The sequence below is a fragment of the Moraxella sp. genome, from assembly GCF_030525845.1.
Taxonomy (GTDB): domain Bacteria; phylum Pseudomonadota; class Gammaproteobacteria; order Pseudomonadales; family Moraxellaceae; genus Moraxella.
In genome coordinates this window covers 17778-30613 of the sequence record NZ_JAUNDY010000021.1, presented here as the reverse complement: position 1 = coordinate 30613, position 12836 = coordinate 17778, and the positions used below count along the sequence as shown (strand labels likewise).

The following is a 12836-nucleotide window of genomic DNA, read 5'->3' as shown; positions in this document are numbered from 1 at the left end:
CAGCTGTCTGCCACCATGAAAACTCGCACCACGCCACGCCTAAGATTTCATTATGATGAAGTTACCGCACATGGTAATTACATGACCAATCTCGTCAATGAAGCCATGAAAAAAACGGGCGATGCCCCAACCGATGATGTGGAAAACTCTTGATGGCAAAACAAGTTGTTTCAGGTGTTTTGCTACTTGATAAGCCAAGCGGTATCAGCTCACACACCGCCCTAGCCCAAGCCAAACGCCTCTTTATGTCGGCTGATTTTGACAGCAGAAAAGCAGGGCATACAGGCACGCTTGATCCGATGGCGACAGGGCTGTTGCCCATTTGTCTAGGCGAGGCGACCAAGTTTAGCTCTTTTGGGCTAGACGCAGATAAGGGTTATCATGCCATCATCAAGCTTGGCGAGCAGACCGACACGGGCGACAAGGAGGGGGAAGTGATAAAAACTTCGCCAATCCCTACCTTTACCCAAGCGGATTTGACCGACATCGCCCAAGCCTTAACAGGCGAACAATCACAAACCCCGCCCATGTACTCCGCCCTAAAAAAAGACGGCAAAAAGCTTTACGAATACGCAAGGGAGGGTATGGAGGTTGAGAGGCAGGCTCGCCCCATTGTTATCCATGAGCTGACTTTAACCAAACTTGATGAGCAAAACATCGCCCTACAAGTTACCTGCTCCAAGGGGACTTATGTGCGAGTGCTGGGCGAGACCATCGCTGAACGGCTTGGCACGGTGGGGCATTTGACGGCGTTGCACCGCACCACGACAGGTGGATTTGAGGTGGCAGGGGCGATAAGCCTTGATGATTTGGCGGATTTGTCATTTGATGAGCGGTTTGGCAAACTCTTACCCATTGATGTATTGCTTAATCATTTGCCTATTATTAAGCTCACAACAGACGAAACGGCACGCATTCGGCTAGGACAACGGCTAAATATCAAAGACCGCCTTGATAATTTGCACTTTGATGATGAAACCATACAAATCCGACTATATCATGATGATAGGTTTGTGGGGCTTGGTCGAGTGGCGATGAATGGGCGACTACAACCTGTGAGACTGGTGGCATAGGTGGTATAAATTGCCTTTTGTTTGTGATTTTCTTTGTTTTGTCTGATTTATTGATGATTTTTTCATGACCTTCAGGAAGCCCCTTGCAAATCTCAGGGGGGGGGATATAATGAGGGTGCTTTAATTTGTTAAAGCGATGTTTTCCAGTTTTAAGGATTGATGATGAAAAAGTTACTTTTAGCTACCTTGTTGGTAGGCACTTCCACCCTAGCGATGGCAAACACTGGTTTGTATGTACAAGGCGATGTTGGTACATCTAAACTAGAAGCCAAAGTAGATGGCGAAAAATCCAAAGATAACAACGCAGGCTATACCATTGCTGTGGGTAAAGACGCTGGTGCGGTGCGTTATCAGGCAGATTATACCAACTTCGGTAAAATCAAAGAAAACGGCTCAGACGGCGAGCGTGGTACTGCTAGCTATGAAGAGTGGACAGGTACGATAAAAGCACAGTCATTGGGTCTATCTGCCATTTATGATTTCGGTGCCACAGCAGGGCTAACTCCGTATGCGGGCGTGCGTGTCGGCATTAATCAGCTAAAAGCCGATTACCATGATGTATCTACTGCAATATCAGCAACTGGTGAGTTGGTAGATATTGCTGATAATTCATCAGCAAAAAAAACCAAAGTAGGTGCAGGTGTGCTTGCAGGTGTGCAATATGCCTTTAACCCACAAATGGCATTAGATGTGGGCGTAGAATATAACCACTTAGGTAAAATTGATGAGTTTAAAGTTAACCAATACGGTGCCAAAATCGGTCTGCGTTACAACTTCTAATCTGGTCTAAGATTGGCAAAATCCCCTGTTCTCCACGCAGGGGATTTTGATTTTTTTAAAAGAGAGAACTGGTGGGTGTAATATTTGCCTACTTATCCTAATTTTTGCTACGTTTATCCATAAAACAAAAATAACCCTTGCAAATCTCAGGGGGGGGGGGGGGGTAGAATATCAAGAACTTTATGATGTTTTATAAAGTTAAATGGTTCTATTCTTTGTTAAGGAGTTATGATGAAAAAATTGGCATTGGTTGCGATGTTAGCAAGCGTTTCTACTTTGGCGGTTGCAAATGATGGTCTGTATGTGCAAGCGGACGTGGTTTATGGCAAAATGAATGCTGAGATTAAATCAAATGAAGAGCTTGGTCTTGATGAAAAACATAAATTAAAAGGTGATGACCCTGCATTTAGAGTGTCTGTGGGTAATGATGTGGGTAACTTCCGTTATGCGGTGGATTACACTCATTTTGGCAAGGCTGACAAAAGTGTTGATGTGCTAAGTCAGATGTCAGAGAATGAAGTTGTTGAGTTCGTGAGTGAATGGGCGGCTAGTAACGGCATTAACCCTGCTACCATTAATCCAAATTTAGTAGAAGGTGGGTCTATTACTGCCAGAGCAGAGGTTAAGGCACAGTCTATTGGTTTGACAGGTATTTATGATTTTCCAACCATCTCAAATATGGTAACCCCTTATGCAGGTGTGCGTGTTGGTGTTAATCGTTTAAAGGGCGAAATTGCAGGTACAGCAACCATCGTATATGAAGGCGACAGATATTCTGAAACCGTTGTTGAAAGTGCCAAAAAAACCAAAGTGGGTGTGGGTGTTTTGGCTGGTATTCAGCATGCCATTACACCGAACTTGGCGGTAGATGTGGGTGCAGAATATAACTACTTAGGCAAAGTTGAAGATGTCAAGGTGGAACAGTACGGCGGTAAAGTCGGTCTGCGTTACAACTTCTAATCTGGTCTAAGATTGGCAAAATCCCCTGTTCTCCACGCAGGGGATTTTGATTTTTCGATGACTTTTTAAAAAATCTATGTTATAATAACTTGATGTGCCATTAGGCTTAGGCAGACCTTAGCAATGCAATGTTTGCCTGTATTTTTCCGCATTGCAAATTTTGAGGATTAGTCATGCTAACTAATAAAGACCGTGAAGAAATCATTGCCAAATTCAAACGTGGCGAAAACGACACTGGTAGCCCAGAAGTGCAAGTGGCTCTTTTGACTGCTCGTATCAACGACCTACAAGGTCATTTTAAGACTCACAAAGCTGACCATCATGGTCGTCGTGGTCTTATCCGCATGGTAAACCAACGCCGTAAACTGCTAGACTACCTAAAAGGCAAAGACCTAAACCGTTATTCTGCCTTGATTGCCGAGCTTGGTCTACGCCGTTAATTTAAATTAGGCTGTCTAATTTTGCCAAAAACGGTGTGCGTGTGCGTGCCGTTTTTGTTATTTAAATTCATTAACTGATTGATAAGATTGGGATTTAGAACTCTAAGAGATGTTTTTTGATACTATAAAGTTGTCATCAATGCCAATAAACATCTCTTAGGGCTTTAAATCATCTTATCAATAACAACAAATCAAATTCCATAGGAAAAATATTATGTTTAACATCATTCGTCAAGAATTCCAATATGGCAAAGAGCAAGTCGTCCTAGAAACAGGCCGTATCGCTCGCCAAGCCAACTCGGTGCTTGTCCATATGGGCGATGTGTCTGTGTTGGTGGCGGTCGTTGTCCGTCCAGAAGCCGTTGCAGGGCAAGACTTTTTCCCCTTGACCGTCAACTACCAAGAAAAAATGTACGCTTCGGGCAAAATCCCCGGCGGTTATGGCAAGCGTGAAGGTCGTGCGTCAGAATTTGAAACCTTGACTTCTCGTCTGATTGACCGCCCAATCCGTCCGCTATTCCCAGAAGGTTATTATAACGAAATCCAAGTTACCGCCACTGTCATCTCCTCTGGCAAAACCCAAGATGCCGACATCGCAGCGATGATTGGTGCAAGTGCAGCACTTGCCATCAGCCCTGCTCCATTTAATGGTCCGATCGGGGCGGCTCGTGTGGGCTTTATTGGCAATGAATACATTCTAAACCCAAGCCTTGCCCAAATGAAAGAAAGCTCGCTTGACCTTGTGGTAGCAGGCACAAAATCAGCGGTACTGATGGTAGAATCCGAAGCGGACGAACTCTCCGAAGACCAAATGCTAGGTGCGGTGCTCTACGGACACGCTCAGCAACAAATCGTCATTGACAACATCAATGCTTTTGCACAAGCGGTCGGCAATGCCAAAGCCGAATTTATCCCCCCTGTCATCAATGAAGAGCTAAACAACCAACTCAAAGAGCAGTTTACCGCCAAAGTATCAGAAGCCTACACCATCACCGTCAAACAAGACCGCTATGCTCGCCTAGACGAACTCGCCAAAGAAGCCTTAGCGTTGGCAGGAGACGAAACGGCGGAAGATTATGCTGAAAAGGTAAAAGAAATCAAAGAGCTGTTTGAAACCTTAAAATACCGCACCGTGCGTGATAATATCCTATCGGGCAAACCCCGTATTGACGGACGAGACCTAGAAACCGTGCGTGCATTGGACATTCAGGTGGGTGTGTTGCCCTATACACACGGCTCAGCACTCTTTACTCGTGGCGAAACCCAAGCCCTTGTAACGACCACACTAGGCACCAGCCGTGATGTCAACTTGGTGGACACGCTAGCAGGCACAAAACAAGATCACTTCATGCTCCATTATAATTTCCCACACTACTCGGTGGGTGAGACAGGTCGTGAAAGCGGGCCTAAACGCCGTGAAATCGGACACGGTCGTCTAGCTCGCCGTGGTGTGCAAGCGGTACTACCAAAGGCGGAGCGTTTCCCCTATACCATTCGTGTGGTCTCTGACATTACCGAATCCAATGGTTCAAGCTCAATGGCGAGCGTGTGCGGTGCATCATTATCGCTCATGGACGCAGGTGTCCCCCTAAAAGCCCCTGTGGCAGGTATTGCCATGGGTCTGGTCAAAGAAGGCGAGCGTTTTGCGGTACTCTCTGACATCTTGGGCGATGAGGACCACTTGGGCGATATGGACTTTAAGGTGGCAGGTTCGGTCAATGGCATCACCGCCCTACAAATGGACATCAAAATTGAAGGCATTACGCCCGAGATTATGGAGCAGGCTCTACGCCAAGCCCACGCAGGTCGTATCCACATCCTAAATGCGATGAATGAAGTCATCGCCACTTCTCGCACCGAGATTAATGCCCACGCTCCCAACTATGCCACCATCGAGATTAACCCTGAGAAAATCCGTGATGTGATTGGCAAAGGTGGTGCGACCATTCGTGCCTTGACTGAGGAAACAGGGGCAACGGTGGACATCGATGACAATGGCGTGATTCGTATCTTTGGTGAGTCCAAAGCCTCAACTCGTGCCGCCATCGCCAAGATTGAAGCGATTACCGCCGAAGTGGAAGTTGGTAAGGTTTATGACGGTGTTGTGGCTCGCATTGTGGAGTTTGGGGCATTTGTTACCATTCTACCGGGTACGGACGGTTTGGTACACATCAGCCAAATCTCTGATGAGCGTGTAGAAAATGTAACCGACTACCTAAAAGAAGGGCAAAGTGTCAAAGTGCAAGTCCAAGACATCGACAATCGTGGACGCATTAAATTGACGATGAAGGGTATTGAACAATAAGCCTTTGATTTTATTATTAAAAACCGCTCTTAGATAAGGGCGGTTTTTATTAAACTTTCTGTAAAACTCCAATTTTATTGGGTTCGGATTTTTTTACAAAAGCCTTATAGAATAAGAATAGTCCGATTGTTGCTTATCATTTTTGCAGAAGGTCTGTTAAAACATTCAATGTTAACTGTTGTTTTTAAATATTTGTCAGTAAACATTATTTTTACTTGACCGTGGTGAACATGAGAGGTTATTTGTGAAGTTGCTTTTACTGTATCATCATACCAACGCCCACCAGTATTGGCGACAATATCATCATTTGTTGTTTAACAATTTAATTAATAATATTAATAGCTTTTATATGGGTGATTTTAATATATGAAACTAAATAATAAAAAAGGTTAATTTTCAATATCTATTTGACTATTAAAAATTTGATACAACTCATCTTTCTTTTTTGTGTCTGATATTTCATCTAATAAATCTCTTGATTTTTGAATATACGCCATATTTCCAGCATTTATTTCAGCCAGATAGTAAGACAAAATTTCTTTTGGGTTGTCTTTTTTGTTATAGTTATTTTTCTTAATTTCTTCTTTTGTTTTTCTGGCAATATGAGAAAAGCAATTTTTTATCTCATCATTGTTGTAATCATTGATTTTCATAAGTTGACATTTGTAAATAAGCAACCAATGATCTGGGCTATCCCTAAGAACTTCATCAATAAAATCTATTGCTTTATTAACATCTGTTAATGCATATATTTGTAATAATGCTTTGCGTTTTTCATTCTCATCATTCATACGATTTGCTTCTGGCACTAAGTCCAATAATAATCTCTTCGTTTTTTCGTTATCATCAATGACACTATTTCTTGCGATATCATTTATTTTTTGTATTACATAACTGTCGTACTCGTCTGTATTAGCAACATTAATTTCTGAAACGACATGATGTTCCGTTTTATCATAACCGCAAGATAACAATGAAGTCATTAATATTGCTACAATAATAAATTTCATTATATTTTCTCCGTATTAATAGACCGCTCACCAAGCCGCCCTAACCCAAAATTATCAATAACAGAAATCAGATTCGCTCTTGATCCAAATTTTTTTTGCGATTGCGGTAGCGACACGATAAGACTTTAAAACGCTTGCGTTTTCCAATGACATACTCATTGGTTGCTTGCTTAGATGATAACTTGCGGTTTGCTTTTTATCTGCTTTGGTTAAAGATCTAAGTCTTGTCTTTTTCTATGTGTATGTATGCGTTTTATGCCTTGATAGCCACTGTCTACTAGGATAAACTTAGCTTTTATCAAATCTGGGTTTGTTAGTTTAAACAGCTTAAAGCCATGCATTTGAATGATGCTCATGTCTACTTGTTAGACCGCCTTGTGATGATTGATGATACATGGCACTTTGGCGGTATGGCATTTTATCGATCCAGAATCCATCAGAGCTTGGTTTTTGGGGTGATTAACACGCACTTCACTCATTATCCACAATCGCAATGCCATCTTCGGTGGGTGTTTGTGTGTTTATGGCAAAGCTATGTTTGTTTAGTTGCGTCTGTAATTTAATGGTTTTACGGATAAGGGGTGCTTTCATGCATGCCAAAGTCAGCGGGGATCTGCTTATAGGTGCGATATTCCTTAAAATACTGTAAGGTTACTATTAATAGATTGGGTATGCCAACTTATTTTTTCCACTCCTTTGATGTAAAGTTACTTGTGCTTGTTCTAAATAAGTAAGCATGCTGCTGAAGACCTCTCACTCAATGTTAATTAAGTGTTTAAACTTTTCACTAGATAAGTGTGTGGATGCTTCGTAGTTCATCGGAGTATTTTAGCATAGAAAGAGTTTTGTAGGAAGTCTATTGCATTAATTAAAGAATATGAAAATTGACAATAATCCGTAGGAGCAATTGCTATTTGCTCTTACAAAACATATCAAATTTGAACTACTTAGTTATAAATATCTTTTTAAATTATCCCTTGCTTGTTTTTCCAATCTGTCATAAAAATACCCCGTCAAATAAATCCTCTCTTTTTGATAAAATCCCTTTAATACCGCTTTTCTTTTAATATGGTAAATCAGTCCATTCACCCACGCATATTCTTGGCGGATTTGGGTGTTATATTCGGCAAATCTATCAGGATGACTGCCTAATTTGGCACAACTGTCCCTGCGATACCATAACAAACTTGTGGTAGTTTTGTATGTCATTAATGCATTCCTTCTGTCTCATCATTGACCTTGTCCACAATGCTTTAAGAATAATCCTCAACATTCCCCCAAATTTTTGTTAAAATAAGCCAAATTTATCATCGATGTTCGCCATGCCAAAAAAGACCAAATCCGCCAAACGTCCCCTCATATGGATTGTATCAGCCATCATCATGGCTTTTTTGCTGTGTGTCAGCATGGCTTATGTAACCCTCTTTGCCAAAACCAACCGCCCCGCCCAGACACTTAATGTGGGTAAGGGCGATACTTATCAGGGTCTTTTGGTAAAAAATCACTGGCAAAAACACCCTTTGTCATCAAGCTTTGCCAGCAAACTCTATCTAAGATTTTATGCCAAAGGCAATCTAGAAACAGGGGCGTACCGCGTTCCTGCGGGAGCGAGTTTTGCTGATGTGGTTAAGATTTTAAATCAGGGGGCAGAGGTGGCGATGATAAAAATACAAATCATCGAGGGTAAGACGATTAAGGATTTATATCATACCCTAAAAACCACCAAAGGTGTCAAGCTCGAACTGCTGGCTCCGCTACTGTCGGACGCTGATGGTTATTCGTGGGTGGACGTGGCACGAGACAATGCCAGCGTAATCAAAGCACTGGGTATTGACAGCCCAAATGGGAATTTGGAGGGTCAATTTGCCCCAAATACTTACTTTTTTAATCAAGGCACAAGCGATAGTGCCATTTTAAAGAAACTGCATGGCGACCAAATGGCGATACTAGATAAGGCGTGGGCAGGGCGTGATAAAGATTTACCCTACAAAACGCCCTATGAAGCACTGATTATGGCGAGTATCATCGAAAAAGAAACAGGTATCAAATCCGAGCGAGGCGATGTCTCGGCGGTGTTTGTTAATCGTCTGCGTCAAGGCATGAGGCTACAAACCGACCCCACGATTATTTACGGTTTATTTGACCGCTACGATGGTAAAATTTACCGCTCCAACATCGCCGAGCGAACCGATTACAACACCTACCAAATAGACGGTCTACCTCCCACGCCCATCGCTCTACCCTCTGCGGAGGCGATAGAGGCGACCATGCACCCCTCTGATGTGCCGTACATTTATTTTGTGGCGACAGGAAAAGGCGGTCATAAATTTAGTGTAACGCTTGATGAGCATAATAAGGCGGTGGCTCAGTATCGAGCGGTCATGGCAGGAAAATAATGTATGAATAGCAATCAAGCACCCAAGTTTATCACTTTTGAGGGTACGGAGGGCGTGGGTAAAACCACCGCCATGACAGGTTTCTGCCAAAAATTAAAAGACAACGGCATAGATTTTATTTGCACTCGTGAACCGGGGGGCAGTGTGCTTGCTGAGAATCTGCGAGAGATTTTGCTGGATAATAAGACCGCCATCAGTGATGACACCGAGCTTTTGCTCATGTTTACCGCCAGAGCCGACCATCTGCATCGCACGATTTTGCCTGCACTCTCACAGGGCAAATGGGTGGTGTGCGACCGTTTTGTGGATAGCACAGTAGCGTATCAGGGCTTTGGGCGGTATGATGGGGCGAGTGAGGGGCTGGCTAAAATCGAGCGTTTGGTGGCGGATTTTGTGCCTAGATTGCCAGACATTACGTTTTGGCTGGATTTAAATCCTGCCATTGGCTTGGAGCGTGCTGGCAGACGAAGTGTGGCAGATAGGTTTGAAAATGCAGGCGAGGCATTTTTTGATAAGACGTACCAAGGATTTTTATATCAATACCAAAACAACGCCAAACGCATTCAAAGAATCAACGCCAATCAATCTCCAAGCTGTGTATTGGCGGATATTTTGAGGGCGGTGTATCTAGACCAAACAAGTAGCTTAGGTCAGACCAATTGTTCCATCGGCACTTGCGATGGTCTCGGGGCGATGAGCAATCATCACACGAGTAATATTTAAGGATTTAATCATGTCATTAATTTCTCGTTCTTTTTCAACATTGAGATGACTGGTTGCCTCATCCAAAAATAAAATTTTGGGTTTTTTATACAAGGCACGAGCGATGAATATACGCTGTTTTTGCCCACCTGATAATACGCTTCCCATATCTCCTACTAAGGTTTGATAATTCATCGGCATTGCCATGATTTCATCGTGAATACCGACCATTTTTGCACATTGTTCTGCCCATTCTCTGTCCAATTTATCATCAAAAAAGCTGATATTTTCAAGCAGGCTTCCTGCAAATAATACATCGTCTTGGCTGACGCATGCCACGCAATTTAAAGAATTCACATCATTCATGGTGCTAATCGATTTTCCTGCGATTTTAATTTCTCCACTATTGGCGGTTAATTCGCCCAATAACAAGCTCATTAAGGTGCTTTTACCGCAACCAGTTGCTCCAATAATGGCAACTGATGAGTTTTCTTTGATATAAAAGTTTAGATTTTCTATAATATTTGGTTCGTCATCACTGTATCTAAAAGTTAGATTTTTGACTTCAATATCATATTTTTCTATATAAGGTGTTTCCAATAAAAATTCTTGTTTTTCTTTTTCGGTAAGAACAATATCAGCAAGCCTTTCGCCATGTAAAGATAGCATTTTTACTTCTATAAATTTATCAATCAAACTACTGACTCGTCCGCCAAATTGGTTTTTATACGCAATAAATGCCATTAAAATACCCACCGTAAAAACACCATTAATCACATAACTTGCTCCCAAGTAAATAATAATCAAATTTTCTAAACCAAAAATAATCCCATTGACAAAACCAAATGCAAGTCCTAGTTTCTGGGCTTCTAATCCTGCATTAATTTGATTAATAAATAATGTTTGCCAAGTATTTTGTCGCAGGGTTTGTTTGTCAAAGCGTTTAATGGCTCTTATGCCCCGCATTGTTTCCATAAAATGACTGCTTTGTTTGGCACTATGAATAATGGCTTCTTCGCTGGCTCGTCTAAGTAGCATATACCACGTCCATCGCAAAGTGCCATAAATCGCCATTGCACCAATGGCAATCCACGCCAAAGTGGGGCTATAAAAGAACATTAGAATTAAGGTAAAAATAGTCATTAAACCATCTAAAATAGCGGTTAAAAAACTGGTGGTTAAAGTGGATTGAATGCTATCAATGGAACCAAAACGAGAAATAATGTCGCCCAAATGTCGTTTTTGAAAAAATGAGCTTGGCAGATGAATTAAGTGATTAAAAATATTGGCTTTCCATTGTACATTTAAAGTTGTTGCCAAATACATGACAATCCACGCTTGTAATAAACTTATCAGTTGTGTTAAAAACATCAATAATCCAAAACCAATCACAAGCGTGGTTAATAAATTTAAATCAGCCGATACAATGGCGTGGTCAATGACCCATTGCATAAAAAAGGGGCTGGTTAAAGCAAAAATTTCTAATACAATGGCTAAAATTAAAATCTGATTTAACGATTTCCACAGTCCCCTTATTTCTCCAAATAATTTAAAAATTTTGATTTGTGTTTTTTCTTCTTTTTTCTCAAAATCATTATCTGCCCATATTTCTAGGGCGATGCCTGTAAAATGTTTTGATACCTCATCAAATGTTAAAGCTTTTAAGCCAGTTGCAGGGTCAATAATAGTAATTTTACTCAGCCCAACTGATTTTAATACCACAAAATGATTTAAATCCCAATGTAAAATGCAAGGCGTGCGTAATTCCTTTAATTCATTTAATTCTAATTTTAAGGGGCGGGTATTGAGTTTAATGTTTTGAGCAATATTCATCAAAGTATGTAACGTTGCTCCTTTTTGCGAGATTGGGTATTTTTGCCGTAAGCTAAATAAATCCGTATGATAACCATAAAAATTAGCGATAATAACAATACATGCCAAACCGCATTCTGCATTTTCCGTTTGTAAAATAACAGGTAATTTACGACCAAAACCCAAAGAAATATTTTCTAAGTAATTCATAACTATCCATAATAAAATAATAAAAAAGGTGCTATGAGTAAAACACCCAAATACCACAATAAACAGCCGAGAATATCAAAGCCTTAACGATTGCTAAATCATTAAATACAATATAATACATGCCTAGCCATAGAGAGAAAGCCAAGACAAAATTAAATAGAAATTTTCGACCATCCATGCTTTTTACCACCAACAAGTGCCAAGATGTACCGCCATGCCAGCAGCAGCTCCAGCGGTTGCACCAAAAGCAACACCAGGCATGCCAGCAACAGCACCACCTGCACCACCAGATACTGCACCACCAACGACAGCCTTGCCAAAGTTTCTCCAACTACAAGCATCATTATTCGTAGTTGTTGAATTTTTCTTTTTGCCACCGCTGACCATTTCGATTTCATGTAAAGTTAATTCACGCATCATTAAGTTCCTTATTTGTGTTTACTAATATCAATGGCTTGATTTGCACTCTGTTGCAATACTAGACCTTTCGTGGTTTTCCACACTATTAAGTTTTTGTGGCATGGGTATGTGTTGCACAAATCGAGAGTAATTGGGATTGTAAGTCGGATAATTCTTTGTATCCGTATTGTCCAACTTGGTGTGCGTGGTGGAACACCCCAGCATTACCAAGAGAGTTAATAGCAATACGGATTTTGATATGCAACTTACCATTTTTTCGTAAACCCCACCACTGCCCCTCTATCTCCCCAGTGGGTTCTTCCATTGCCATGTGCAACGTCTGCATGAACACCGATATTCACACCTTGATTACCAAAATTACCGAACTTAAAGCTACCATATGTGTAGCCTTGCTGATTGCCACCCATGCCCTCCATAGACCAACGACGAGCACCACTTACGGCTTTGATTTCATTTGTATTCAATTCACGCATCATATTTTCCTTTTTGGACATGACCTAAGTCATTGTGAATAATAATTCTCAACAACCCATTTGTTGAGAATGCAAGTTGAATAAAAATACGATTTATTTAACTTGTGCTTTTATTGTACTAAGATACTAAAAAAAACAATACCACTCATAATAAAAAATATACCGTTAATATTAAGCTTTATTGATTTATTATTTTTGTTTATTTTTAAAAATTGATTAAAAATTTTGATAAATGAAAATAATTTTAATTTTGAC

Annotated in this window: 12 protein-coding genes and 2 pseudogenes; 8 read left to right on the top strand and 6 right to left on the bottom strand. The window is 41.1% G+C overall.

Annotation, left to right across the window (positions count from 1 at the left end):
- The 6 genes and pseudogenes from Q4B79_RS07830 to pnp all read left to right on the top strand — a co-directional run.
- Positions 1-153, top strand: a pseudogene (locus Q4B79_RS07830) (ribosome-binding factor A); the annotation flags it as partial.
- Positions 153-1073 carry a tRNA pseudouridine(55) synthase TruB gene (truB, locus tag Q4B79_RS07825; protein ID WP_303085867.1) on the top strand — a complete coding sequence of 307 codons (921 nt, stop codon included), beginning with the start codon at positions 153-155 and terminating at the stop codon, positions 1071-1073. The pseudogene Q4B79_RS07830 and the gene truB, both read left to right, overlap by 1 nt.
- A gap of 162 nt (positions 1074-1235) precedes the next feature.
- Entirely contained in the window at positions 1236-1853 is a 618-nt protein-coding gene (locus Q4B79_RS07820; protein ID WP_303085866.1) for an opacity family porin, read from the top strand.
- A gap of 231 nt (positions 1854-2084) precedes the next feature.
- Entirely contained in the window at positions 2085-2813 is a 729-nt protein-coding gene (locus tag Q4B79_RS07815) for an opacity family porin (protein ID WP_303085865.1), read from the top strand.
- A 173-nt stretch (positions 2814-2986) separates the two neighbouring features.
- Entirely contained in the window at positions 2987-3253 is a 267-nt protein-coding gene (rpsO, locus tag Q4B79_RS07810) for a 30S ribosomal protein S15 (RefSeq protein WP_303085864.1), read from the top strand.
- A gap of 214 nt (positions 3254-3467) precedes the next feature.
- Positions 3468-5558 carry a polyribonucleotide nucleotidyltransferase gene (gene pnp / locus Q4B79_RS07805; protein ID WP_303085863.1) on the top strand — a complete coding sequence of 697 codons (2091 nt, stop codon included), beginning with the start codon at positions 3468-3470 and terminating at the stop codon, positions 5556-5558.
- A gap of 389 nt (positions 5559-5947) precedes the next feature.
- Here the strand turns inward: pnp and Q4B79_RS07800 are convergent, their stop codons facing one another.
- The 3 genes from Q4B79_RS07800 to Q4B79_RS07795 all read right to left on the bottom strand — a co-directional run bounded on the left by Q4B79_RS07800 (position 5948) and on the right by Q4B79_RS07795 (position 7777).
- Positions 5948-6568, bottom strand: coding sequence for a hypothetical protein (locus tag Q4B79_RS07800; RefSeq protein WP_303085862.1), 621 nt, complete (start codon positions 6566-6568; stop codon positions 5948-5950).
- A gap of 568 nt (positions 6569-7136) precedes the next feature.
- A complete protein-coding gene (locus tag Q4B79_RS09670) occupies positions 7137-7226 on the bottom strand; it encodes a transposase family protein (RefSeq protein WP_368500052.1) in 90 nt (29 codons plus the stop codon).
- A 293-nt stretch (positions 7227-7519) separates the two neighbouring features.
- The gene (locus Q4B79_RS07795) at positions 7520-7777 is read right to left on the bottom strand and encodes a hypothetical protein (protein WP_303085861.1); all 258 of its coding nucleotides are present in this window, start codon (positions 7775-7777) and stop codon (positions 7520-7522) included.
- A 113-nt stretch (positions 7778-7890) separates the two neighbouring features.
- On the opposite strand from Q4B79_RS07795, the gene mltG reads away from it, so the two are divergent.
- A complete protein-coding gene (mltG, locus tag Q4B79_RS07790; RefSeq protein ID WP_303085860.1) occupies positions 7891-8964 on the top strand; it encodes an endolytic transglycosylase MltG in 1074 nt (357 codons plus the stop codon).
- Positions 8965-8967: 3 nt separating this feature from the next.
- Complete coding sequence (gene tmk, locus Q4B79_RS07785; RefSeq protein WP_303085859.1) at positions 8968-9687, top strand: dTMP kinase; 720 nt, start codon at positions 8968-8970, stop codon at positions 9685-9687.
- Here the strand turns inward: tmk and Q4B79_RS07780 are convergent.
- From Q4B79_RS07780 to Q4B79_RS07770, 3 genes and pseudogenes are all read right to left on the bottom strand, one after another.
- Positions 9637-11688: pseudogene (locus tag Q4B79_RS07780) on the bottom strand (peptidase domain-containing ABC transporter); the annotation flags it as partial. The gene tmk and the pseudogene Q4B79_RS07780 overlap by 51 nt on opposite strands.
- Before the next feature lie 183 nt (positions 11689-11871).
- Positions 11872-12105, bottom strand: a complete 234-nt coding sequence (locus tag Q4B79_RS07775) for a Blp family class II bacteriocin (RefSeq protein ID WP_303085857.1) — start codon at positions 12103-12105, stop codon at positions 11872-11874.
- Positions 12106-12353: 248 nt separating this feature from the next.
- On the bottom strand, positions 12354-12602 hold the full coding sequence (locus tag Q4B79_RS07770) for a hypothetical protein (protein WP_303085856.1): 249 nt from the start codon (positions 12600-12602) through the stop codon (positions 12354-12356).
- Positions 12603-12836: the final 234 nt, after the last annotated feature.